Genomic DNA, 25,941 nt, shown 5'->3' with positions numbered 1-25,941 from the left:
ATGGAAATTAGTATTATCATATTGTGTCTAATACTAAGTGCTTTTTTTTCAGGAATGGAGATAGCCTTTGTCTCTTCAAATAAAATTTATCTTGAAATTGAAAAAAAACAAGATAATTTCGTTTCAAAAATACTTACTAAACTTACGGAAAAACCGACTAATTTTATAGTAACCATGCTTATTGGGAATACTATAGCGATGGTGGTCTATGGTTTTTTTATGGGCGAATTGTTGATGCGGTGGTTTGCTGCTTTAGGATATCATTTGTCGGATTGGTTAAGTTTGATGCTTCAAATCCTGGTTTCGACACTAGTGATCTTGATTACTGCCGAGTTTCTTCCTAAAGTTTTTTTTCAAATTTATGCGAACTCATTAATTAAGATTTTTGCAGTTCCGGCGTATGTTTTTTATAAATTTTTCTATTTCATTTCTGCTTTTTTTATTGGGATTTCCGATTTTATTTTAAGGAAGGTTTTTAAAACACAAAGGGATAATGTTGCTTTTTATTTCAGTAAAATAGAACTGGGAAATTATATTACGGAACAAATGAGCAGTGTTGAGGATAATGAAACGGTAGATTCTGAAATACAGATGTTTCAAAATGCATTAGAGTTTTCGGGTGTGAAAGCCAGAGATGTGATGAGTCCCCGAACGGAAATTATTGCGGTTGATGTATTCGATTCAATAGAGAATCTAAAAGAATTATTCATAGAAACAGGTTACTCTAAAATTGTGGTATATCAAAATTCTCTGGATGACATTATCGGTTATGTTCATTCATTTGATTTGTTTAAAAAACCAAATAACATCAAGGAAATTGTAATTTCGGTTGAGTTTGTTCCGGAAACAATATTCATAAAAGACGCCATGAATTTGCTTACTAAAAAGCGAAAAAGTGTTGCGGTAGTATTAGATGAATACGGAGGAACGTCTGGAATTATTACCATAGAAGATATTGTAGAAGAGCTTTTTGGTGAAATTGAAGACGAGCACGATTCAGACGAAGAATTGATAGAAAAAGAATTGGGAGAAGGAGTTTTTGTTTTTTCAACTCGTTTTGATGTTGAATATTTGAATGATACCTATAAATTGGCTATTCCTGAAAGTGATTCTTATGGAACACTTGGTGGTTTTATAGTAGATTTTACAAAAGAAATTCCTCAAAAAGGCGAGACAATTACCATAGGCAGCTATCATTTTATAATTGAAGAAGCTACAAATAAGAAAATAGAATTAGTAAAAATGACCGTACAAGAGTGATTTTTTTTAGGAAAATAAAATTTCTTGCAAAATAAAACGCTACTAGTATAATTATTAATTAGATAATTGTATTTTCGCAAACTGAATATAAAAATTAACAACAATAAAATGGCAGTTTTACAAAAAATTAGACAACGTTCACTTCTTCTGATACTTGTTATCGGGTTTTGTTTATTAGCATTTATCATAGGTGATATATTCAATAGCGGTGGTTTTAGTAGTACATCAAAAGATGTAGGAAGCATCGATGGAAAAGATATTTCATTTGAAGATTTTAGAGTTAAAGTAAGTAATGTTGAAAAAAGTGGTCAAGGGATTACTGCAACAGCAGCAGCTAACAGAGTTTGGGAACAAGAAGTTTCTATAGCTTTACTAACTTCTGAATTTGATAAATTAGGACTTAGAGTAGGTGAAAAACACTTATTGGAAGTTTTGAAAGCGGATCAAAATATTGGTGGAAACCCATTGTTTTTAAATTCTGCCGGAGTTTTTGATGTTGTAAAATTCAAAGAATACTTCAAAGCAAATCCTGCACAAGCTCAATTCTTGAAAGATAGAGAGAAAGATGCTGATTTGAACGCTAAATATCAAATGTATACTACTTTGATTAAAGCAGCAGTTTATACAACTGAAAGCGAAGGAAAGTTGAAATATGAAATGGAAGCGAACAAAGTTAATTTTGCTTACGTTGCGGGTTTATATTCTACAATTAAAGACAGTGAAGTAAAAGTTACTGATGCTGAAATTGTTGATTTCATGAAGAAAAATGAAAAAAAATACAAAGCTGACGAGTCTCGTGAAGTAGAATATGTTTTGATTGAAGACAAAGCTTCTGCTGCGGATGAAACGGAAGTAAAATCAAAAATAAATGCATTGTTAACCGGAAGTGTGGTTTACAACCAAGCTACAGGTAAAAACGATACATTGCCAGGATTTAGAACAACTACAAACACAGTTGAATTTGTGAATTCAAATTCAGATGTTCCTTATGACTCAACCTACATTGCTAAAAAAGATTTACCGGCTGTAGATGCTGATAAATTGTTTAACCTTGCTCCAGGTGCAGTTTATGGACCATATATGTTTGGAAAATACTACTGTATTTCAAAATCTATGGGAATGAAATCAGGAGTTAATGCTAAAGCAAGTCATATTTTAATTGGTTACGAAGGGACACAAGTTCCTAACCAAAAAGAAAAAAGAACAAAAGAACAAGCAAAAGCAAAAGCAGAAAGTATTTTGGCACAAGTAAATGCTAATCCGGATAGTTTCATGATGTTGGCTTTCACAAGTTCTGATGATTCATCAGCACAACAAGGTGGTGATTTAGGTTATTTTGGTCCAAACCAAATGGTAAAACCTTTTAATGATTTTGTTTTTAATAATGGTATCGGTAAAGTTGGTTTAGTAGAAACTGATTTTGGTTTTCATATCATTAAAATTACGGACAAGCAAGACGGAATTCGTTTGGCTACTGTAGCTCAAAAAATTGAAGCTTCAGAAGCAACTTCTGATAAAATATTTACTCAGGCAACTAAATTAGAAATGGATGCTGCAGATAAAGATTTTAATAAAGTGGCAAAAGATATGGGACTTAAAGTTGCTCCGGCTGTTTCTGTAAAAGGAATGGACGAGAACTTTGGAACATTAGGAAATCAAAGAACAATCGTAAGATGGGCTTTTGAAGATGGAGTTAAAGTAGGAGCTGTAAAAAGATTTGAAGTAGCTAATGTAGGTCACGTAATTGCAAAATTGAAAAGTATTGACGATTCTGGTTTAGTAGCCGTTTCAGTAGTTAGACCTTATGTGGAGCCAATTCTTAAAAACAAGAAAAAAGCAGAACTTATCAAAGCAAAAATGTCAGGTTCTTCTCTTGAAGCAATTGGAAAAGCAGTAGGAGCAACAGTACAACAAGCAACTGGTCTTACTATGGAAAACACCATGTTGCCGGGTGTTGGTCAAGAGCCAAAAGTAGTTGGAAATGCATTTGCATTAGCGGCGAACAAATTGTCTGCTCCAATTGAAGGAAATACAGGAGTTTATGTGGTGAAAAACATGAGCACAGTAAAAGCACCAGTTTTAAAAAGCCACGCTGCTTATGTAACTAAATTAAAAGCACAAACCGCTTCAGATGCAAATAGAGTTGTTCCTGCATTGAAAGCGAACGCTAAAATTGAAGATAACAGAAAAGATTTTAATTACTAATTCTCTAAGAAGTAATTAATCAAAATAAAAAAACCCGATACATTCAGAATGTATCGGGTTTTTTATTTTATTTTTACGCTTGAGTTCGAATGTTAACGTGTTGAATATAACTATAATAAAAATGGTGTTTAAAAGAATTATTATCGTGATGATGTTTGTTTTAAGTTCTTCTTCGTATGCGCAATCCGCAATGCAAAATCACATGAATACTGTTGCAAGATGGGATGCGCAACGACATCAAACGCAACGTATGATGGAAATGGGAATGAGAAGAACAATCACATATGAAAGTAAATTGAATGCTGCAACGCAAAAATTAGAAAAACACAATAGTAAATTAGAAAAAGGGAAAAATAATCTTAGCAAAAGAGAGCAAGAATTAGATTTATTAAAAACAAATCAAGGAAATCCAAAAGAAATCGAAAGTGCAGAAAAAAAAGTTGTTTCTGCAAATCAACAAATTGAAAATACAAATACCAAAATTGACGAAATCGAAAATGATATTATTAAATTAAAAACAAAAATTGCAGATATTGCTATAGAAACGAATAAGAAAAAATTAGAAAAGGAATTAAAGAAAAAGGCACGGGAAGATAAAAAATAATTATAATCTTGCAGGTGTTTTGTCACCCCTCCAGTATCATATCTTTATATCCAATAACAACATCATATCCTTTTTTATTAAAGTAATCAGTAGGATTGTCTTTTGCAATTACCATTACAAAATCGCCTCCCCAAGCACCAAGACTTTTTATCACGCCATTAAAATCAGGAAATAAGGATTCTTTTATAGTTTGTGTTTCCAGAATAATACTCATTTGTACTTCGTGTTTTTGTATTGCTGTAGCAAAAGATTGAAGCGTAGTGGCATTCAAAACTTCAGAAGTTATCTGATCATTTAATGCAATGTTCTTCGCCAGATTGTTTTTTTTATTTATGTTGTACGCTGCTATTGCAGTTTTGCTGCTTTGCTTTTTATTTAGATATACAAAGTATAAGTGTTGTGTGAATTCAGGATTAAAGAGTACTTTTTCAACGATAGGATTGCCTTGTTTCAGATGATATACAATAGGAGTGTCATTTTGTGCACAGGCGATATCGTAGCCACTGCCTCCAAAACTGTTTTTAAGCAGTATAAAGGCATCGATTTGCAACCATTGGGCAATATTGTTTATCAGAGTCGATGATGTTCCCAAACCCCAGCTTTTAGGGAATCCAAGTTCTGTCGTAATGCGGTATCCGTCTGAATTTGAAATAAAATCAGGATTTAACAGAAAAGCTTCGTGTAAAATGGTCGTAAGTGTAGCTTTAATCGATTCGTTTTCAGTAGTGGCTTCCTTTGTGATATCAGAAAATAAAATGGTGTCTTCAAACCAAATGCTCCCGTCCGCATCATAACTCTTCCAGATGATTTCCTTGTTGTTTCCTTCTTCTATAATGAGGTTTTGTCCTTTTTTTGTGGGTAATGCAAAGGCTTTTGCGCCATCAAGAACCAGATATTCTCCTGTGATTAAAAGTTTTCCGTTACTGTAGAATGTTTTCTTCATTATTCTTATTTTAATCCTGTCAGGGTTCTAAAATCTGATAGGGATGTCGAAAATCAATGTTATTTTCTTAAACTTTCAATATAGGTAACCACAGCGCTATGCGAAACGGTATTTTTTTTGAAATGTTTCTGGATTAAAATGCGTTCTTCATCATTGGCTTCAAACTGGTTGATGATGTTGTTCAAATGCATTTTCATGTGTCCTTCCTGAATTCCTGTTGTAGTTAAAGAACGCAAAGCGGCAAAGTTTTGGGACAAACCGGCTACGGCTACAAATTGCATTAATTCCTTGGCAGATGGTTTTTCCAGCATTTCCAATGATAATTTCACCAACGGATGCAGGGAAGTTAAACCACCAACAGTTCCTAATGCTAAAGGGATTTCCAACCAAAAACTAAAAATACCATTTTCGATTTTGGCATGGGAAAGACTGGAATATTTTCCGTTTCGGGAGGCATACGCGTGAATTCCGGCTTCGACGGCACGAAAATCATTTCCGGTTGCCAAAACTACGGCATCCACTCCGTTCATGATTCCTTTGTTGTGCGTTACGGCTCGATACGGCTCGACTTCGGCGATTTGAACGGCTTGCACGAATTTCTCGGCAAATTCTTGAGGATTCGGAATGTGTTTTTCTTCCAAGTCAGTAATCGGACAAGAAACTTCGGCTCTTACGATGCAATTTGGGACATAATTAGAGAGAATACTCATCACCACTTCAATGTCTTTTTCTGATTCGGTGAATAAATCATAAACGAGCACTTCTTCTTTCAACGTTTTGGCAAACTGTTCCAGACAAGAATTAATGAAATTAGCTCCCATGCTGTCTTTGGTTTCAAAAGTGGCATGCAGCTGAAAATAATTGGGCAATAAATCGGTTTTGTCCTTTAGAGTAATGTCTAAAATTCCGCCACCGCGTTTTTGCATATTTGTTGTAATCGATTCTGTTTCTGAGAAAAATTTGCTTTTGTTTTGGGCAAAAAACAAATTCAGTTTTGAAACATCTCCTTTGTAGATAAAATGAACCTGACCAATTTTTTCGGTGTTGATTACGGTTGTTTTAAACCCGCCACGCGTGGACCAAAATTTAGCAGCTTTTGCGGCAGCGGCAACAACAGAACTTTCTTCAATGGCCATGGGAATGGTGCTGTATTTTCCATTAATTAGAAAATTAGGAGCAACTCCCAGCGGAATGTAGAAATTAGTTATCGTGTTTTCGATGAATTCATCATGTAATTTCTGTATTTTTTCATCAGAATTCCAGTAGTTTTTCAGCAAGGCGATGGCTTCTGTAGGTGTTGAAAAATATTGATTGGCAATCCATTTAATTTTTTCTTCTTTGGATAATTTAGAAAATCCGCTAATGGCCTTATTCATTCTCAATTGATTATAGTATGTATGCGTGCAAATATACGCTTTTAGCCGTTTTGTTAACAATCATATTATCCTCAATAAATGGGCATTAAAAATATTGTTTTTAACATTTAACACATCAAATGTAAAATTATTGTAAATTTTTCACTAAAATTGACAGTTTTTACATTTAAATAAACATCATGTATTCGAAAAAAATTATTGCATTATTTTTATTCCTATGTTTTACTGTTGTCGGCCAGCAAAAAATCACAATTGATGAAATTTATAACGGCACATTTGGTGCTCAAGGAATGGATGAATTACAGTCCATGAAAAATACAAACCAATACACGGTATTGAATTTAGACAGCCAGTCCAGAAGTGTGCAAATCGATTTGTATGATTTTGCAACTTTGAAAAAAACAGCTACACTTATAGATACAAAATCCCACAAGGATTTATCAAACGGGATTGACAGTTATACGTTTGATGCTTCAGAAAAAATGATTTTATTGGCTTGTAACACCAACCAAATCTTCCGTCACTCGTTTACTGCTGATTATTATTTGTACGATATAGCCAGTAAAAAATTAAAAAAGTTATTTGATTTTCAGGTTCAGGAACCCACTTTTTCACCTGATGGAAAAAAGATAGCGTACGCCAAAGAAAATAATCTGTATGTATATGATTTAGCTTCTAATAAATCGACTCCAATAACTACAGACGGACAAAAAAACAGTATTATTAACGGTATTACGGATTGGGTTTACGAAGAAGAATTTGCTTTTGTGAAAGCTTTTGATTGGAGCGCTGACAGCAAAAAAGTAGCCTACATACGTTTTGACGAAAGTCAGGTTCCGGAATTTTCGATGTCAATGTTTGGTAAAGAGTTGTATCCAATGATACAAACCTTTAAATATCCTAAAGCCGGTGAGAAGAATGCTTTAGTTTCTTTACATATTTATGATGTAAACTCGAATGCGGTAAAAAATATAAATCTGGGGAATTACAATGATTTTTATATCGCCAGAATGAAATGGACGAATGATGCGAATACATTGTCTGCTCAGGTATTGAATCGCCACCAAAATAATTTGGATTTGCTGTTTATCGATGGTAATTCAGGAGTTGCAAAAGTAGTTTTGAACGAAAAAGATAAAGCGTATGTTGATGTTACGGATAACTTGACTTTCTTGAAGGACAATAGTTTTATTTGGACCAGCGAGAAAGATGGTTTCAATCATATTTACTTATATGATAAAAACGGAAAATTGAAAAACCAACTGACCAAAGGAAAATGGGAAATAACTAATTATTATGGTTTAGACGAAAAGACAAATACGGTTTTCTATCAGTCGGTTGAAAATGGATCGATTAATAGAGATGTGTACAGAATAGGTCTTGACGGAAAAAACAAAGTACGTTTGTCACAAAATACAGGAACGAATGCGGCGACATTCAGTCCAAATTTTCAATATTACATCAACACATTTTCTAGTGCGTCTCAACCTACGACTTATACGTTGAACGATGCTAAAGTTGGAAAACAAGTACAGGTTATTGAAAACAATGAATCATTGGCTACAAAACTAAAAGGGTATAATTTACCGGCTAAAGAGTTTTTTGTTTTAAAAACAGAAAAAGGGAATGAACTAAATGCTTGGCTGATTAAGCCAAAAGATTTTGATTCAACCAAAAAATATCCTGTTTTCATGTTCCAATATTCTGGTCCGGGTTCACAACAAGTGAATAATGATTGGAATAGCACGGATGATTATTGGTTTATGATGTTGTCACAACAAGGTTATATTGTAGCTTGTGTTGACGGACGAGGAACTGGTTTTAAAGGAGCTGAGTTTAAAAAATGCACCCAAAAAGAGTTAGGGAAATACGAAGTGGAAGACCAAATTGATGCGGCCAAAGTAATAGGAAATTATCCATTTGCAGATAAATCTAGAATTGGTATATTTGGCTGGTCGTATGGAGGATTTATGGCTTCAAATTGTATCATGAAAGGAAATGATGTTTTCAAGATGGCAATTGCTGTAGCTCCGGTTACGAACTGGCGTTTTTATGACAGTGTGTACACGGAACGTTACATGCAGACTCCGCAGGAAAATGCAAACGGATACGATGATAATTCACCTATAAATCATGTGGACAAATTGAAAGGAAAATTTCTTTTGATTCATGGTTCAGGAGATGATAATGTTCATGTTCAAAACTCCATGCAAATGATGGAAGCGTTGATTCAGGCCAACAAACAATTTGACTCACAAATTTACCCAGACAATAATCACGGGATTTATGGTGGTAAAACCAGAATTCAATTGTACACAAAAATGACTAATTTTATCAAAGAAAATTTATAACAGCGCTTTATGACAAACGACTCATTGAATAAGAAAGAATTTTTTGGACATCCAAGGGCGCTTTTTATATTGTTTTTTACCGAAATGTGGGAACGCTTTTCATTTTATGGAATGAAAGCCTTGTTGATTTTTTATCTGACAAAGTACCATTTGTTTTCGGATACCTCAGGGAATTTACTGATTGGAAGCTACGCTGCTTTGGTGTATGCAGTGCCAGTTTTAGGCGGTTTTATAGCTGATCGCTATCTGGGATTTAGAAAAGCGATTGTTTTTGGAGGTATTATGCTTGTTTTGGGTCATTTAGGAATGGCTTATGAAGGGAATGCCGCAACTGAATCCATTACTGGCGAAATTACACGGGACGAAACCGCCTTGCAAATATTTTACTTTTCATTATCCTTAATAATTGTCGGTGTCGGTTTTCTAAAAGCTAATATCTCTTCATTAGTGGGAGAATTATATGAAACGGGCGATAAAAGAAGAGATTCTGGATTCACTTTGTTTTACATGGGAATCAACTTGGGATCTTTTATGGCTACATTAATTTGTGGTTGGCTTGGAGAAACTTATGGATGGAGTTATGGTTTTGCAGCAGCCGGTATCGGAATGTTTTTTGGACTATTGACTTTTATTTCCGGAAGGAAATTATTAATGGGGAAAGGGGAAACTTCCGTGCCTGAAATTTTGGAGAAAAGATCGTTCGGGATAAAGAACGAATGGCTAATTTATTTGCTAAGTGCTTCTTCGGCATTGATTTTTTGGCAAATGGTGCAACGTCATGAAGTGGTTTCCTATTCCTTGATGTTTGCTGGAGCAGTTTCGTTTATTTATATTGTCTATTATGCCGTTACGCAATTGGATAAAAAAGCAAGAGAGCAATTAATGGCTTTAACCATTTTGATTGTTTTTACGATTATCTTTTGGGCATTATTTGAACAAGCGTATACTTCATTAAATTTATTTGCAGACCGCATTTTAGACAGAACAGTTTTTGGATATACCATAACCGCTAGCCAATTTTTGAGTTTTAATGCATTGTTTATAATTTTATTAGCACCGGTTTTTGCGTGGTTGTGGGTAAAGCTAGGGAAATACAATCCAAATACTGCAGTGAAATTTTCAATAGCATTGTTGTTGGTAGGTTTAGGTTTTGGGTCTTTAGTTTTAGGAATTAGTTTGTCAGGGATGGGGAAAGTAGCCATGATTTGGTTAATTCTTACCTACTTTTTACATACTTGTGGAGAATTATGCCTGTCGCCTGTTGGACTTTCAGCAGTTACCAAATTGTCTCCGGTAAAAATCGTTGGGTTCATGATGGGCGTTTGGTTTTTGGCAACAGCCAGTTCCGAATTTATTGCTTCCATTTTAGCTAATATAGCTTCTGTCGATACTTCAAATGGTACAGCACCCGATTTAAATTTAGCAAAACAGAGTTACTTAGTACTTTTTGAATACCTATTTTATACTGGACTTGGTTTTGGAATTGTTCTATTGGCACTTTCGCCAGTAATAAAAAAATTAATGCACGGAGTAGATAAAGAATTAAACAACTAATTATATGAGTCAGAATACTACAGATCAATTTTTTAAGAGTACCGTTTTAGGACATCCTGCGGGACTATTCGTTTTGTTTTTCACAGAGATGTGGGAACGTTTTTCATTCTACGGAATGCGTTCTTTATTAATATTATTTTTAACCGCTTCCTTTACAGATGGTGGTTGGGAATGGACTCGTGAAAATGCTTCTGCGTTATTTGGATCCTACGTAGGTTTGGTTTATTTATCCACAATGTTAGGCGGTTATTTTGCCGATAAAGTAATTGGTTTTAGATGGGCTGTTGTTGTCGGCGCAAGCTTGATGACTTTAGGACATGCTTCTATGGCTGTTGAAACAGAATTTTCTATTTATTTAGGATTAGTATTGTTGGTTTTTGGGAATGGTTTTTTCAAGCCAAACATGACATCAATCGTATCTGAAATGTACAAAGACCGTCCTGAGAAAAAAGATGGTGCTTATACTTTGTTCTACATGGGTGTAAATGCCGGGGCTTTCTTTGGTATTTTACTTTGTGGTTATTTAGGAGAAAAAGTGGGGTGGACTTACGGTTTTGGTTTAGCCGGAATTTTTATGTTCTTTGGAATGTTACAGTTTTGGTTGTCTCAAAATATCTTTGGAGATATTGGTTTAAAACCAAACAAAGAAAGCAAAGCGAAAGCAGAAGCTTTGGATACGGATAAAAGAAATCCTTTTTCACCAATACAATTAGTAGCTATTGCATTTTCATCATTAGTAGCTTTGTTGTGGCTTTTGAATGATCCAGCTTCAAAAATATCTGGAGGTAAAGTAAATATTTTTTCTTTCTTAGGAGCGAATGGTAATTCTATTGCTATAGTTTCAGCACTGGTTGTATTTATTATATTGTTGATTTATAGATTTACTCAATATTCTAAAATTACCAAGGAAAAATTAATAGCAGTTACATTCTTCGCGTTTCTAACTATTTTCTTTTGGGCTATTTTCGAACAATCTCCAAACAGTTTAACCATTTTTGCGAATGATTATACGGATCGAGTTTTAACAGGTAATTGGAGTGTAGTATTCTTAGTGATGAATTCATTGATTACTATTTTACCATTAGTGATTATCACTTGGGTATTGATCTTATTATTCAAACAAACTTTTAAACTTTATGCTATTGCAAATGTTATTCTAAGTGTGAGTTTTGTGATTATTTGGACAATAGCAATATGGATGTTGGCTAAAGACTATTACACTGCAGGATATTTATCATTGTCAGATGATACTTTGCAGGCGTTAAAAATTGATAAAGTGACTACTGCATTGACTGAAGTTCCTGCAACTTGGTTTTCTACATTAAATTCATTGTTCATTATTTCATTAGCGCCATTATTTTCAAAATGGTGGGAAAGTAAATACAATCCTTCAGCTAATTTAAAATACGGAATTGGTATGGGATTATTAGCACTTGGTATGGCTTGTGTCGCTTTTGGTGCAAACGGAATCGAGGCAGGTGCAAAAACAGCTTCAGTAAGTATGATTTGGTTAATTTTGGTCTATCTTTTCCATACTATGGCTGAATTGTGTATTTCTCCTGTAGGATTATCTTATGTGAGTAAATTAGTTCCTGCAAGAATGATTGCATTTATGTTTGGAGTTTGGTATCTTGCAGTTGCAATAGGAATGAAAGGAGCTGGTATGTTTGGGGAAAATATTGATAAAATTGCCAATGAGCATGGATTGAGTTATTTCTTCTGGATGTTAGCCATAATATCTATTGTGGTGGCTTTATTTTCTATTTTGATGGGACCGGTAATTAAGAAATTAATGCATGGTGTTCGATAATTTATAGGCATCATTTTTGATTTATCAATAATTAAAAATTATAAATATGAAGAAAATAATAGTTGCTTTAGTATTGTTTGCAGGTTCATTTGCCGTTGAAGCACAAGAATTAGTTTGGGAAACCAATGTCACTAAGGCTATGGAAGTTTCTAATAAGACTAAAAAACCAATGTTGTTGTTTTTTACGGGAAGCGACTGGTGCGGTTGGTGTATCAGGTTGCAAAAAGAGGTTTTAAAAACACCAGAATTTGCTGCTTGGGCCAAAAAAAATGTGGTTTTAGTTGAATTGGATTATCCTAGAAGAGCAGCACAGACTCCTGAGATTAAAAAACAAAACGAGGAATTGCAACAAGCTTTTGGAATTCAAGGATTTCCTACAATCCACTTTGCCAATGGTACAGCCAAAGAGGGTAAAGTGAATTTTGAAGGTTTAGGAAGTACAGGTTACGTTGCTGGTGGACCATCTGCATGGTTAGCTGTTGCAAATGGATTTCTACAGAAGAAATAATTAGTCATTCAATTTATAATATCCCTTTTCACTCGTAGCGTGAAAAGGGATTTTTTGTTTCATACAAGTCGCTTTCCACTGTTTTTGAATAGTTTTGTAATTAGAGGCATCCGCTACGACCATCTTTGGTTTAGTTGTCTGCAACAAGCGATCAAAATTTATTTTAGGAGATTGAGTCAGTATGATGACATCCGGATTTACATTTTTTGGGAAAACGCCGGAACTGTCTAAAATGAAAATCTTTTTTCCATTAAAATAAAAAAGGTTTTGTAGTCCTTTTTTCTCTTTCAGAGTGCTTAAATTCTCCACTCGATACGACTTTAAAGCATTGTTTCTTTGAGCGGTTTTCAAAATACTATCATTGGCGTAGACCGTTATGTTTTTCCCGTTTCGCTCTGCAAACAATGTGTTTCTTCTGATGTTGAAAACAATCCATTCTTGTTCGTTTTGAATGTTCCATTGAATACTCAGAGATGAAATTTGTACAATGATAATTGAAACTAGAGTCATTATTAACGTATTAAAACTTGGTTTCTTTAGCCAAATGATAGCAGTTATAATTACTAAATAACTGCTAAGCAACAGATAAAAATGCAATGGAATATCTTGTATTATAAATTGTTCCAAAGACGCAATTGTATTAATGATTTTATTCAAGAAATAAATGCTCCATTCTAATAGTTGTGAAAGGAAGATTGGAATGCTATTAAATGCAGCTAAAAGCATGACCAAAACACCCAAAATCATAATGATGCTCAGTATCGGAATGATAATTAAATTGGTCACAAAAAATAAGCCCGGAAATTGATGGAAATAATAGATACTCAAGGGTAAAGTGCCTATTTGTGCGGCAAACGAAAGAGTGAGAATGCCCCCAAAATATTTTAAAACCCTATTTTTAGGCGACCAAATTGAGACTAAAAGCGGTTGCAACCAAATAATGAAAAATAAGGCCAGATAGCTTAACTGGAAGCCAACGTCAAATAAAAAAGAAGGCTCAAAAAGTAGAATCAGTAAGATGGAAACCAATAAAGTGTGGTAAATATTGACACTTCTTCGTAAATGATTTCCAATGGCAACAAACGAAAACATAGTTACGGAACGCACTACCGAAGGTGCTAAACCGGCAATGATTCCGAAAGTGAATAAAGAGAGAATAATGATAAGTAATTTTATGAATGAGCCGCGTTTAGTGTTAGGAATAGGTTTTAGCATAAAGGTGACAAAAATTAAAATGAAACCAATGTGCAGTCCTGAGACTGATAAAATATGTACCGCTCCGGCATATTGATAATCCCGAATAATTTCTGGTGAAATATCCTGCTGTTGTCCCATTATTAAAGCAATAGCGACATTTAATTCAGTTTTATGGAAATTATTTTTTTCTAAATTATGAATAATTCTTGTCCTTAATTTAGAGGAATAATACCAGATATTTTTCTCTATTTCAGAACCAATTTTGATTTCATCAACATCAGCATACAGTTGCGCATAGATTTGTTTGTTTTCGAGGTATTTGCTGTAATCAAATTGGTTTGGATTATTAGGAGGTCTATTTTTAGATAAAACTCCCTCAATAAGTAAAGGTGTCCCAATCTCGAATTCATGATGCAAGCTGTCCTTTTGAAGGTTTAAAATGATTCTTCCAGTTTGTTTTTTCTCATTTATACGATTTATAATGGCAATGTAGCGGTCACTAAACGGAGAGTTTTTTAGTTTTTCACGAATGATTATGGAAATGGAATGGGGTTGTTCAAAAATAGCTTTATTGTGGATGTAATTGCTTTTTTGAAAATGATCAATGTGAATTACTTGGGTCGAAATTCCAATAAGAAAAGATAGTAGATAAGTTGTCAAGCCAAAATAGAAAACATTCCTGCTTTTATTTTTGAATAAAAAATACAATGCTCCAAAAATACTGATGGATATGAAAAGTAAAATAAAGAGTAAGGATGGTGTTGGAGGAAAGTAATAAGCAAGAAGGATTCCTGAAATAAATCCAATTGTTATTCTCGCTAAAGGAAATTGGAGTACTTTCATGTATCTAAAGTACGCATTTTTAGTAAGAAACAACTTTGTTTTTTTGTAGAGTAACGAAGTGTTTTTGGTTGTCTATAACACCCGATTCAATTGTACCAATGAGTTTTTATAATACGGTTCTTTTGTCGAGGAAATAATTACTCCTTTTGAAGTAGAGGAATGAATGAATTTTATCTCATCATCATTGACCTCAATGACGATTCCAACGTGATTTATTTGTGAATTTTTGTTGGTTTTGAAAAATATTAAGTCTCCTTTTTGTGCCTGTTCGCGTTCGGGATTTATAACAACACCTATTTTTGACTGTTGATAAGAGTTGCGTGGAAGGGTTATATTGTTAGAGTCAAAAATAGTATACATCAAACCGGAACAATCAAAACCTGCTTTTGTTGTGCCTCCATGTTTATATTTTACTCCAAGATTTTCAGCTGCTGCATCAATTAGTTCTTCTGCCAGATGATTTGTTTTTCTTTTGTCGGATTTCGTTAGTTTCTCTTTTTTTGTGTCTGACTTTTTAGAAGTGACTATTGGAGAAGTCGATTTACAAGCCGTAAAAAAAACAAGAATCAATAGTAGGAATGCGAAATGTTTCAAAAGAATATATTTTTGATGAATTTTAATATTTACAAATTATCTGTAAATTACTGTAAATCAGATACGATGAATTCAGCGGTTTTTTTGCTGGCGCCAATGCCACCTAATTTCTCTTCTAATAACGCATATTTTTCTAAAAGCGTATTGCGATGATTGGATTCCAGGATTTTTTTTAGTTCTTCACTAATGCGTTTTGTGGTACATTGCTCTTGAATCAATTCGGTGACCACTTCTTCATCCATTATCAAGTTTACTAATGAGATGTATTTAAGTGTAATGATTCGTTTCGCAATTTGGTAGGAAGCCCAGCTGCCTTTGTAACAGACTACTTCCGGAACTTTAAAAAGTGCCGTCTCCAGTGTTGCAGTTCCTGAAGTAACTAATGCGGCTGTTGAATTTCGCAATAAATCATAAGTTTTATTGGAGATGAATTTTATATTTTCATGAGAAATGAAATTTTTATAAAAAGAGAATTCCTGACTCGGAGCACCAGCGATTACAAATTGATAGTCGGGAAAATCATTTACAACGCTCAACATTACAGATAGCATTTTAGTGATTTCCTGTTTTCTGCTGCCTGGTAAAATAGCGATAATTGGTTTTTCGTCTAATTGATTTTCTTTTCTAAAAAGTATTGGATCAACTGCGGGTTGGTTGTGAATAGCGTCAATCAGCGGATGCCCCACAAACTCAACCGGGAAATGATGTTTGTCCTCGTAGAATTGTTTTTCGAAAGGTAAAATCACGTACATTTTATCAATGTCGTGTTTGATATCGGTAATTCGGCTTTCTTTCCAAGCCCAGATTTGAGGGGAAATATAATAGTGTGTTTTCATGCCTAACGCTTTGGCCCATTTTGCAATGCGCAAATTAAAACCGGGATAATCTATGAAAATAAGAACATCGGGCTGAAATTCAAGAATGTCTTTTTTGCATATTTTGATGTTATTCAAAATAGTTTTTAAATTGAAAATTACTTCGATGAAACCCATAAATGCCAATTCTCGATAGTGTTTGACTAAAGTGCCGCCAACATTTTTCATCAAATCTCCACCCCAAAATCGGATGTCAGCATTTGGATCTTTTTTATACAGTTCTTTCATCAAATTTGAACCATGCAAATCGCCTGAAGCTTCACCCGCTATAATATAATATTTCATGCTTTCTTGATTAGGAGTTTATAAATTTGGATTTCAAACGTATAAAATCATATTTATTTTAAATAATCTGTATTTTCAATTTGCAAAGATAAACTAATATGACTATCCGCAAAGCGGACTAAATTTACAGGACGCAAACTCTTTGGAAAAGTTAGCCACGAATTACACAAATTTTCACTAATTTTTTAAAAATTAAAATAAGAATTCGGGGTAATTCGTGTAATTTGTGGCTGAAATAATTAGTTGGTATTAGTTACGGGTAATCATGTAAACTAATAACATTTCTTAAATAAACATAGTGAGAATTGCCATTATTATCACTGCTAAAACCACGCCGCGAGCCATTGGTTCTTTGTTCATTTTTAGTAAAACACCAAATGCTGCCAAAGTAAGAATAGAACCCAATGTTATAATTTTGCCCAAATTCCCTTGTGATTTCATAATTTGAATCCCGGCAACGAAATTAAATTCAGTGAAAAAAGTTATGAAAATATAACTCCCAAGAAGCGTAGTGGCAAATCCAATTAAAAATCCGATAAACAAGTCTGTTTTAGTCATTCCATTTCCAGGTGTTAAGTTGTTGTACCGCATGATGCGCCGTCAAGTCAAATTGAACAGGAACGACGGATATGTATCCATTTTGCAAAGCCCATTCATCTGTGTCTTCGCCTTTGTCTTGATTTACAAATTCTCCGGCAAGCCAGTAGTAATCTCTTCCTTGAGGTGTTTTTCTTTTGTCAAATTTCTCTACCCAAAGTGCTTTCGCTTGACGACAAATTCGGATCCCTTTAATTTCTTTTTCTTCTAATTTTGGAAAATTTACATTCAAAACAACTCCTTCCGGCAGGCCATTTTCTAAAACTTCTAACGAAATTTTTCGAATAAAAGATTTTATAGTGTCAAAATTGGCATTCCAATCATAATCCAATAAAGAGAACCCAATGGCAGGAATTCCTTCTATCCCCGCCTCAACAGCGGCGCTCATTGTCCCGGAGTAAATTACGTTTATGGAAGAATTTGATCCGTGATTGACACCGGAAACACATAAATCCGGTTTTCGTTTCAGAATTTCATTTACAGCAAGTTTTACACAATCTACTGGTGTTCCAGAACAACTGTATTCTATAAAGGGATCATTTTCTTTAGAAATTTTATTCAAATACAAGGTGCTGTTTATGGTAATGGCGTGTCCCATGGCACTTTGAGGATTGTCAGGAGCGACTACAACAATCTCGCCTATTTCTGCCATAACGGCAATTAAAGCTCTAAGTCCGGGTGCCGAAATACCATCGTCATTCGTTATTAAAATTAAAGGTCTGTCTTTTTTCATTGTTTTATGTTGCAAAAAGGGATTGATTATTGATACTTTTGAAGACAAATGTAGTAACACAGAATGGAATGTGTAAACAAAAGATAAAAATATGTTATGTTGATTCATTTAACTTAAAACAAAAGAACATTTTTATATCTTTAACAAAAATTTATGGAGGCCCTGCCACTGTTGGCATAGTTTTTACCGTAACTTCGATTAAAAGATTCATGAATACTATTATTAACTTTATGAAAAGAAACTATAAAATACTACTTCTAGTTGTATGCATTTCGGTGACATTGTTTGCGTTTAAAATGAATGCAACAAAATCATCTGATCCCGAAAAAGATAAATTGCTTTTAGAGTTGTTGACGTTTGTTATAGAGAAAGGGCATTACAGTCCAGCTACAATTGATGATACGTTCTCTAAAGGAATTTATAAAGATTATATCGAGGCTTTAGATCCGTCTAAGCGATTCTTTCTGCAATCAGATATTGATGAATTTTCAAAATTTGAATTGCAATTAGATGATCAGTTATTGAATAAGGATTTGACTTTTTTCAATCTGACATATGAGCGTTTAATCAAGCGTATGGAAGAAAGTAAAAAGATTTATAAAGATGTTTTGAGTAAACCTTTTGACTATTCAGTGGACGAAAGTTTCAATATTGATTATGAAAAAGCACCTTATACAAAGAATGTGTCTGAACTTAGTGATAAATGGCGTAAGCAAATCAAATTATCGACACTTTCTTCTCTTGTTGACAAACAAAAATTAGAAGAAGATAAAAAGAAAAATGATGCCACTTATCAAATCAAATCTTTTGAGGTTTTAGAAAAAGAGACTAGAGAAAGTTCTGCAAAATCATTAGACGAATACTTTGGTTTTATTAAGGATTTAGATAGGAACGACTGGTTCTCAGTGTATATAAATTCTATAACAGCACGTTTTGATCCACACACGAATTATTTCGCAGCGGAAGAAAAAGAGCGTTTTGATGTAAGTATCAGCGGTAAGTTAGAAGGAATTGGAGCTCGTTTACAAAAGAAAAACGACCTTACTGAAATTTCGGAACTTATTTCCGGTGGTCCCGCTTGGAGAGGAAAACAGCTAGAAGCTGGAGATTTAATCATGAAAGTGGCTCAAGGTAATGGAGAAGCGGTAGATGTTGTTGGAATGCGTTTGGATGATGTTGTGAAGAAAATTAAAGGGCCTAAAGGTTCAGAAGTTCGTCTTACTGTAAAAAAAGTGGACGGAACTATTAAGATTATTTCTATCATCAGAGATATTGTTGAAATAGAAGAAACGTATGCGAAGTCCAGTATTGTAAACAAAAACGGATTGAAATACGGCGTGATTTATTTGCCAAAATTCTACATTGATTTTGAAAATAAAGACGGAAGAGATGCAGGAAAAGATATTGCCTTAGAAGTAGACCGATTAAAAAAATCAGGTGTAAACGGTATTATTCTTGATGTTCGTGATGACGGAGGAGGTTCTTTATCGACTGTTGTTGACATTGCTGGATTGTTTATTGAACAAGGTCCAATAGTTCAGATTAAATCAGCCGGTCTGCAAAAAGAGGTTCTTTATGACAGAGATAAAAAAATAGAATGGGATGGTCCTTTAGTAATTATGGTGAATAGTTTCTCCGCTTCGGCTTCAGAGATTCTTGCTGCTGCAATTCAGGATTATAAAAGAGGAATCATCATTGGAAGTAAGCAAACCTATGGTAAAGGAACGGTTCAAAATGTAATTGATTTAAACCAGTTCGTAAGAAGCAGTTCAATTGGTGATTTAGGAGCCATTAAAACCACTACACAAAAATTTTATAGAATCAATGGCGGATCTACCCAATTAGAAGGTGTGCGCAGCGATATTGTTATGCCGGACAGATATGCTTATTTAAAAATGGGAGAGCGTGATATTGATAATGCAATGCCTTGGGATAAAATCGATCAGGCAGATTATAGTGTTTGGAATAATAATACCAACTTTAATCAGGCAATTGTCAATAGTAAAAACAGAATTAGTACAAATCCACAGTTTCAATTAATCGAAGAAAATGCGAAGTGGATTGATAGTAGAAGCGAAGAGAACGTTTATAGTTTGAACATTGATAAATTTAAAATTGCTCAATCTCAAATTGAAGAGAAAGCTAAAAAATATAAGCCAATTGTAAATTACAAAAGCACATTGACATTTACTTCTTTACCTTATGAAACAGAAGCGATGAGTAAGGATGTTTCGTTGAAGGAAAAAAGAGATATGTGGCATGAAGCTTTATCAAAAGATATTTATGTGGAAGAGGCAATTAATGTTTTGGATGATTTACAACCCAGAGCAATCTCGAAAAGAAATATTCCAGTTAAAATAAAAAAGGATAAATTGGCAAAATCTTAATAAGCAAGTTGTTAACAGCTAAAACATAGAGTCATTAGTAACTAAAAACGCTCCAGAAATTCAAGAAGAATTTTTGGAGCGTTTTTAGTTTGGGTTAGTCAGGATTTTTGAGAATACAGTTCAGAAATCTCAATTAGAAGTATTGGATTGTTGTAGATTCAATCAAACAACAAAATCAGAAATGTATTCTGTCTAAAGTTTTAAATAGTAAAGAGTAGTACTGATTTTTATAAATAATTTAGAAATGGAAAATAGAAAATTATTAGTTTTAATATTTGTTCTTCTTAACGTATTTCTTTTTTCTTCCTGTAAAAAGAATTTGGAAGCGGATAATTCGGCAAACAAAGAGAGAAGTAAATATTACTTGAAAGCAAATACAAACCAGTTTGATAGTTCCGAAAATATTGAAACATCGATAGCTGAAATGTTTGATTTTTTGCCGACTTCCACCACCAATCAAGTTGTGAAGCACCAGTATTACACGTTATCGTATAATGAAGTTCATGAGCAAGCAGAGTGGGTAGCTTATGAATTGAAGAAAAATTATATTAAAAACAATAATTTTAAGCGTCCTTTTTTTATTGAGGATGCTAAAGTAAAAACAGGTTCGGCTGATTGGAGAAATTATAAAAATACCAGGTATGACAAAGGCCATCTTTGTCCGGCAGGTGATATGGAGTTTGCTTTAGATGCGTATAATGAAACTTTTTTCACTTCAAATATTTCTCCTCAAGTGCGTAATTTTAATAATGGAGTTTGGAATAGATTAGAGCAAAAGGTACGCTATTGGGCTGTAAAATATGATGGAATTTATGTGATTACAGGCGGAGTTTTGAACTCTTCATCAATGACAATAGGAAAAGAGAAGGTTTCTGTTCCTGAGTTTTTTTATAAAATTCTATTGGATGATTCTGGAAAGAACTTGAAGATGATTGGTTTTCTGGTTCCCAATTCAGAAAGTAATAAACCATTATATAGTTTTGTGGTGTCTGTTGATCATATCGAAAAATTGACCGGAATTAACTTCTTTCCTAAATTGAATGACAACATTGAAAATCAATTGGAAAAAAGAACTGATTATAAAAATTGGAGTTTTAATTAGCCTTGATTAGAATTGGAAGCTTTTAAGGTTTCTGTTTTACCAAAGCCATAACTCGATGAAATAATTAAAACCTAAAGAGGTAAAAAATCGGAAACAAGAATAAGTTCTCTACACTTAAAACCTATTTAATTACCACTCGTTTACTTTATTGGCGTCCATTTTTATAAATATAAACAATAATATAGTGAAGCCCCAAAGACCAGACCCTCCATAAGAAAAGAAAGGTAGCGGCACGCCTATTGTTGGGAAAATACCAACAACCATTGCTATGTTTACAAAGAAATGAGTAAATAAAATCCCGGCAACACAATATCCATAAACTCTGCTGAATTTTGTTTTTTGTCTTTCTGCCAGATATATTATTCTAAGAAATAAACCTGCAAAAAGAGCGATAACTACTAATGAGCCTGCAAATCCCCATTCTTCACCTACTGTTGTAAATATATAATCAGTATGTTGTTCCGGAACGAATCCGCCTTTGGTTTGTGTTCCTTCGAGAAACCCTTTTCCTAACCAGCCTCCAGAACCAATGGCTATTTCTGATTGATTGGTGTTATAACCGATTCCTTTTAGATCTACTGTTTTGCCCAAAAGTATATTAAAACGATCCCTGTGATGTTGCTTAAATACATTTTCGAAGACATAATTCACAGATAAAACAAATCCGGAAATAACTACAAAAAGCATACTGCTTAAAATAATATTCCTATCGGCTAATCTTGATTTGAAATGAACTAATATCAGGGTTGCTAATCCTATAAGAATTACATATTGTGGCTCTAATATCAGCGTTAATACAAATAAAAGTATGGTAATAAATCCTGTCCAAACATACCATGAAGGTAAGCCTTCGCGGTATAAAACGATGATGAATATGCTGTATATTAAAGCACTTCCTGGGTCGGGTTGAGGAAGTATCAGGATGACAGGCAAAAGAATTATTGCAAGAGCTTGTATTTGCCTATTTGTTTCTTTTAAATTGATTTGGGTATCACTCAAATATTTGGCTAATGCCAAAGCTGTGGCGGCTTTTGCAAATTCAGAAGGTTGAATTGTAAAACTCCCTATCGCATACCAGCAACGTTGACCTGCTATGGTTTTTCCAAATAAAAATAATCCTGCTAATGTAAGTAGGGAAATTCCAAAAATGATGCTGGCGTATTTCTCATAAAACTTACCGTCAACAGAGAGTACGATGAATATTAAAGGAATGGTTAATACAATGAATATAAGCTGTTTTTCATAAGTGTCTTCCATCGAAGATAAAGAAGACGAATAGATATTTAGCCAACCCAAAATAACTAATAAAACATAGATTATTATGCTTATCCAGTCAATATTATTTGTTATGCTTTGGTTTTTCATCTGAATTAAATAGCTTGTTTATTCGATTTCGTGGTATCTGTTTTTACTTTCACAGTTGGAATTATTGTTTTCTTTTTTAGAAGAGAATCACTAATTCTTATTTGTAATTTAACTGCTTCAGAGAGTCCGCCTAATTTAGCATATCGACTTTGTAAACTTGTTGCGAGAATTCTTTTTTCGAGGTCAACTCTGGTGATTTTTTGTCTCAGGTATTTTTCAATCATCAAACTGGCGATAGGTCCCGCTATTGCGGCTCCATAACCACCGTTTTCAACTAAAATTGCTATTGCAATTTTTGGATTGTCTTTAGGTGCAAAAGCTACAAATATAGAATGGTCTTCCAGTTTTATTCTTTTTCCATCTATTCTCGCAAAATTTTCGGCAGTACCTGTTTTTCCACAAATATCTATCCCTTCTACACGCAGTGCACTGGCTGTCCCCATGTTGTAAACATCAAATAAACCACTAATTATAGGTTTGAAATATTTCTTGTCTATGGTGGTTACGTGTTTTGTAGTAAATTTTTTGTCAATTTTGTGGCCTTCAATTTTCTTGATGATATGAGGGGTGTAATAATATCCTTCATTGGCAACAGTTGCCATCATGTTGGCGAGTTGAATGGGTGTCATCAAAACTTCTCCCTGTCCGATAGCATTGGATATAATTGTAGTGCCTCTCCAACCTCCGTTTGGATAAACTTTTTTATATGTTTTTGAATCTGGTACGTTTCCTTTTTTACCGGTGGGTAAATCATACCCCATAAATTGCCCTAGCCCAAAACTTTTTACATGATTACTCCAAGCATCTACTGCGTAGGCGGGCTTTGCATATTTGCCAATGGTACGTAAATAAGCATTTGAAAAGTAAGCGTTACAAGATCTATAAACTCCGTTGTGTAATTTGACATTTCCAAAAATTTTACAGTGACATTTTTGAAATCGCCCACGCCCGTAACTAAAACCGCCGCGACACATAAAAGTAGACTGTTCGTCCACAACGCCTTCTTGTAGCGCTACCAATCCAGTCAGGATTTTAAAAGGAGATCCTGGAGGATACTCGGCTAATAGTCCTCTGTCATAAAGCGGTTTTGCAATGGAATCGCGATACAATTGAGTGTAATTTTTAGATCGTTGTCTACCTACTAGGATACCCGGATCATAAGATGGAGCAGTAACCAATGCTAAAATTTCTCCAGTCTTTGGTTCAATGGCAACGATTCCTCCTCTTTTATTGATCATTAGTTCTTCACCATACTTTTGAAGTTCAGCGTCTAGGGTAAGATTTATATCTTCTCCTTGAACAGCAATAGTATCGTATTTTCCGTCTTTATAAGAACCGATTTCTCTGTTGTATTTGTCTTTTTGAATGTATTTTACGCCTTTTATTCCTCTTAAAAGATCTTCATAACTCTCTTCAACGCCCTGTCTTCCTATTAAATCCCCACTGTTGTAATACGGGTTTTTAGCGACTAGTTTCTCATTAACTTGTGTAATGAATCCAAAAATATTGGCTCCAAAAGCAACTTCATAATCACGAAGAGATCTTTTTTGAAAGTAAAAACCTTGATATTTTCGTATTTTTTCTTGAAAAGCGGCAAATTCACTTTTGTTCAATTGAGGTAAAAAAACAGATGGCAAACGTGGGCTGTATACTTTTGCTTTTTCAATTTTTTTAATAAAATCCTCTTTTGTAATATTTAATAATTGACAAAATTCTAAAGTATCCGTGTTTTTTAATTCTCGGGGAATGACCATGATGTCATAAGAGGCTTGGTTTGCAACTAATAACTTTCCTTTTCGGTCATAAATATACCCTCTTTCAGGATATTCATATTTTATTTTAATGGCGTTATTGTCTGATTTTAATTTTAAGGTGTCGTCAATAATTTGCAAATAAAAGATTCGTATTACAAGCAAAGATGTAGCTAGAATGATTAAGGAAGGCAATAAGACTTTTCTCATCTTTTGTTAGGCTTAATAAGGTATATTATGATAATGCAAATAATTATTGTGAATACGGTACTTAATAAAGTTCGGATTAGAATATCAAAAATAAAGCTAAACTGAAATGCTTCCAGTAAAAATAACGTAAAATGATGAATCACAACTGAGAGTAGTATAAATGAGAATCTTTCAGGTGTTAAAATATCATTTAATTTTATAGTTTGATATTCATAACTCAGACCAAAAGCAAATTTAAAAATGAATGGCCTAAAATATGCTAGAACTAAACAGGCAGTTGCATGTATTCCGCCAGAATTACTAAACATATCCATAATAAGTCCAAGAAAAAAACTGGCAACTACAAGACCTGACTTATTTCCGTTTACGGGATACAGGATTATGAACAACATATAAGGGAAAGGACTTATGTAGCCCAAAAAATTCATATTATTGAAAATGATAATCTGAAATGCCAATAACAGAATGAATCGAAAAATATTGACTAACAATGCGCTATTCATCTTTTTCTCTTTTTTCTAAATTAGTAATTTCTTCACGGTCTTTACTTTTTATGATATAAACATGTCCTAAATTAGTCATGTCATTAAATAACTTAACATTTATGGTGTAATAATTATTTTTTTCTTCTATAAATATCTTATCAATTGTACCGATTCCTATATTTTCAGGAAATATAACCGATTGTCCTCCAGTTACGATTGTATCGCCTTTTCTTATCGCCGCTAATCTCGGAACATCGATCAATTGAACGAAGCCTGTACTTTTTCCATCCCAAATCAAAGACCCAAAGTGATTTGACTTTTTGATTTTGGCATTAATTTGAGATTTTTTATTCAGAATGCTGATTACGGTCGAATAATTTGGAGATGTATTTTCTATGATCCCAACAATTCCTAAACTGTTAATGACACCCATATCTGGTTTAATGCCTTGTAATTCTCCTGAATTTAAGGTTAAATAATTTTCATGGACATTATAGGAATTGTGTATCACTTTTGAAACGACAATATCGTCTGGTTTTATCCCTTTAATACTATCCAGTTTTTTTATTGCAGTAGTGTCTTTACGATTAAATAAAAGACTTTTTAGCTTTGCGTTTTCAAGAGCAAGCGCATCATTTTGAGTTTTTAAATTCAAGTATTCGTTAAGATTATTCACCTTTTCGTACACTCCGCCACTTAAAAAGTTAGCAGAACTGATTATTTTGCTTCTGTGGAAAGAGTGGGATTGGATGGTGAGTGATAACGAGATACCCAAAAGCAGCAAAAACAGTAATCTATTACTGTTTTTAAAAATAAAATTAAATATTTGCTGCATTTCTTAACGGTATAATGTAAATAACTGTATGTCTTGTTTGTAATCTAATTGCTGTAAATTGAAATTGACTT

At 33.7% G+C, this 25,941-nt stretch carries 20 protein-coding genes; 9 read left to right on the top strand and 11 right to left on the bottom strand.

Annotated elements, in window-relative coordinates; translation table 11 throughout:
- The 3 genes from E0I26_RS05580 to E0I26_RS05570 all read left to right on the top strand — a co-directional run bounded on the left by E0I26_RS05580 (position 1) and on the right by E0I26_RS05570 (position 4,069).
- A complete protein-coding gene (locus E0I26_RS05580) occupies positions 1-1,260 on the top strand; it encodes a hemolysin family protein (RefSeq protein WP_131915513.1) in 1,260 nt (419 codons plus the stop codon).
- 108 nt (positions 1,261-1,368) lie between these two features.
- Positions 1,369-3,465, top strand: coding sequence for a peptidylprolyl isomerase (locus E0I26_RS05575; protein ID WP_131915512.1), 2,097 nt, complete (start codon positions 1,369-1,371; stop codon positions 3,463-3,465).
- Positions 3,466-3,586: 121 nt separating this feature from the next.
- A complete protein-coding gene (locus E0I26_RS05570; protein WP_131915511.1) occupies positions 3,587-4,069 on the top strand; it encodes a coiled-coil domain-containing protein in 483 nt (160 codons plus the stop codon).
- Positions 4,070-4,091: 22 nt separating this feature from the next.
- Here E0I26_RS05570 and E0I26_RS05565 read toward each other — a convergent pair whose 3' ends face one another.
- Together E0I26_RS05565 and E0I26_RS05560 are read right to left on the bottom strand one after the other, a co-directional pair.
- Complete coding sequence (locus tag E0I26_RS05565) at positions 4,092-5,012, bottom strand: GYDIA family GHMP kinase (protein WP_131915510.1); 921 nt, start codon at positions 5,010-5,012, stop codon at positions 4,092-4,094.
- 59 nt (positions 5,013-5,071) lie between these two features.
- Complete coding sequence (locus tag E0I26_RS05560; RefSeq protein WP_131915509.1) at positions 5,072-6,388, bottom strand: hydroxymethylglutaryl-CoA reductase, degradative; 1,317 nt, start codon at positions 6,386-6,388, stop codon at positions 5,072-5,074.
- Between the two features lie 179 nt (positions 6,389-6,567).
- Here E0I26_RS05560 and E0I26_RS05555 point away from each other — a divergent pair, with 179 nt between their 5' ends.
- Genes E0I26_RS05555 through E0I26_RS05540 form a run of 4 tightly spaced genes read left to right on the top strand, consistent with a single transcriptional unit; the run spans position 6,568 to position 12,611 of the window.
- Positions 6,568-8,739, top strand: a complete 2,172-nt coding sequence (locus E0I26_RS05555) for a S9 family peptidase (RefSeq protein ID WP_131915508.1) — start codon at positions 6,568-6,570, stop codon at positions 8,737-8,739.
- A gap of 9 nt (positions 8,740-8,748) precedes the next feature.
- On the top strand, positions 8,749-10,293 hold the full coding sequence (locus tag E0I26_RS05550) for a peptide MFS transporter (RefSeq protein WP_131915507.1): 1,545 nt from the start codon (positions 8,749-8,751) through the stop codon (positions 10,291-10,293).
- A 4-nt stretch (positions 10,294-10,297) separates the two neighbouring features.
- Entirely contained in the window at positions 10,298-12,103 is a 1,806-nt protein-coding gene (locus E0I26_RS05545; RefSeq protein ID WP_131915506.1) for a peptide MFS transporter, read from the top strand.
- Between the two features lie 46 nt (positions 12,104-12,149).
- The gene (locus tag E0I26_RS05540; RefSeq protein ID WP_131915505.1) at positions 12,150-12,611 is read left to right on the top strand and encodes a thioredoxin family protein; all 462 of its coding nucleotides are present in this window, start codon (positions 12,150-12,152) and stop codon (positions 12,609-12,611) included.
- Here the strand turns inward: E0I26_RS05540 and E0I26_RS05535 are convergent, their stop codons facing one another.
- The 5 genes from E0I26_RS05535 to surE form a co-directional block, all read right to left on the bottom strand.
- Positions 12,612-14,651 (bottom strand): ComEC/Rec2 family competence protein, encoded by a 2,040-nt coding sequence (locus E0I26_RS05535; RefSeq protein ID WP_131915504.1) that lies wholly within the window; start codon positions 14,649-14,651, stop codon positions 12,612-12,614.
- A gap of 72 nt (positions 14,652-14,723) precedes the next feature.
- The gene (locus tag E0I26_RS05530) at positions 14,724-15,245 is read right to left on the bottom strand and encodes a C40 family peptidase (protein ID WP_131915503.1); all 522 of its coding nucleotides are present in this window, start codon (positions 15,243-15,245) and stop codon (positions 14,724-14,726) included.
- A 47-nt stretch (positions 15,246-15,292) separates the two neighbouring features.
- Positions 15,293-16,405, bottom strand: coding sequence for a lipid-A-disaccharide synthase (gene lpxB / locus E0I26_RS05525; RefSeq protein ID WP_131915502.1), 1,113 nt, complete (start codon positions 16,403-16,405; stop codon positions 15,293-15,295).
- A 285-nt stretch (positions 16,406-16,690) separates the two neighbouring features.
- Positions 16,691-16,963 (bottom strand): hypothetical protein, encoded by a 273-nt coding sequence (locus E0I26_RS05520; RefSeq protein WP_131915501.1) that lies wholly within the window; start codon positions 16,961-16,963, stop codon positions 16,691-16,693.
- Entirely contained in the window at positions 16,956-17,735 is a 780-nt protein-coding gene (gene surE, locus E0I26_RS05515; RefSeq protein WP_131915500.1) for a 5'/3'-nucleotidase SurE, read from the bottom strand. The genes E0I26_RS05520 and surE overlap by 8 nt, the downstream gene beginning before the upstream one ends.
- A gap of 209 nt (positions 17,736-17,944) precedes the next feature.
- Here surE and E0I26_RS05510 point away from each other — a divergent pair, with 209 nt between their 5' ends.
- Both E0I26_RS05510 and E0I26_RS05505 read left to right on the top strand, forming a co-directional pair.
- Positions 17,945-20,122 (top strand): carboxy terminal-processing peptidase, encoded by a 2,178-nt coding sequence (locus tag E0I26_RS05510; RefSeq protein ID WP_131915499.1) that lies wholly within the window; start codon positions 17,945-17,947, stop codon positions 20,120-20,122.
- Positions 20,123-20,366: 244 nt separating this feature from the next.
- On the top strand, positions 20,367-21,224 hold the full coding sequence (locus E0I26_RS05505) for a DNA/RNA non-specific endonuclease (RefSeq protein WP_131915498.1): 858 nt from the start codon (positions 20,367-20,369) through the stop codon (positions 21,222-21,224).
- A gap of 129 nt (positions 21,225-21,353) precedes the next feature.
- Here the strand turns inward: E0I26_RS05505 and rodA are convergent, their stop codons facing one another.
- From rodA to mreC, 4 genes are read right to left on the bottom strand one after another with little or no spacing between them, the layout of a single operon-like run.
- On the bottom strand, positions 21,354-22,589 hold the full coding sequence (rodA, locus tag E0I26_RS05500; protein ID WP_131915497.1) for a rod shape-determining protein RodA: 1,236 nt from the start codon (positions 22,587-22,589) through the stop codon (positions 21,354-21,356).
- Between the two features lie 5 nt (positions 22,590-22,594).
- On the bottom strand, positions 22,595-24,550 hold the full coding sequence (gene mrdA / locus E0I26_RS05495; protein WP_131915496.1) for a penicillin-binding protein 2: 1,956 nt from the start codon (positions 24,548-24,550) through the stop codon (positions 22,595-22,597).
- Entirely contained in the window at positions 24,547-25,053 is a 507-nt protein-coding gene (locus E0I26_RS05490; protein WP_131915495.1) for a rod shape-determining protein MreD, read from the bottom strand. Before E0I26_RS05490 ends, mrdA begins: the two co-directional genes overlap by 4 nt.
- Entirely contained in the window at positions 25,046-25,870 is an 825-nt protein-coding gene (gene mreC, locus E0I26_RS05485; RefSeq protein ID WP_131915494.1) for a rod shape-determining protein MreC, read from the bottom strand. Before mreC ends, E0I26_RS05490 begins: the two co-directional genes overlap by 8 nt.
- Between the last annotated feature and the right edge of the window lie 71 nt (positions 25,871-25,941).

This window comes from Flavobacterium rhamnosiphilum, from assembly GCF_004349195.1.
GTDB classification, from domain to species: Bacteria; Bacteroidota; Bacteroidia; order Flavobacteriales; family Flavobacteriaceae; genus Flavobacterium; species Flavobacterium rhamnosiphilum.
The sequence above is the reverse complement of the archived record's forward strand: the minus strand, read 5'-3'. Positions and strand labels throughout refer to the sequence as shown.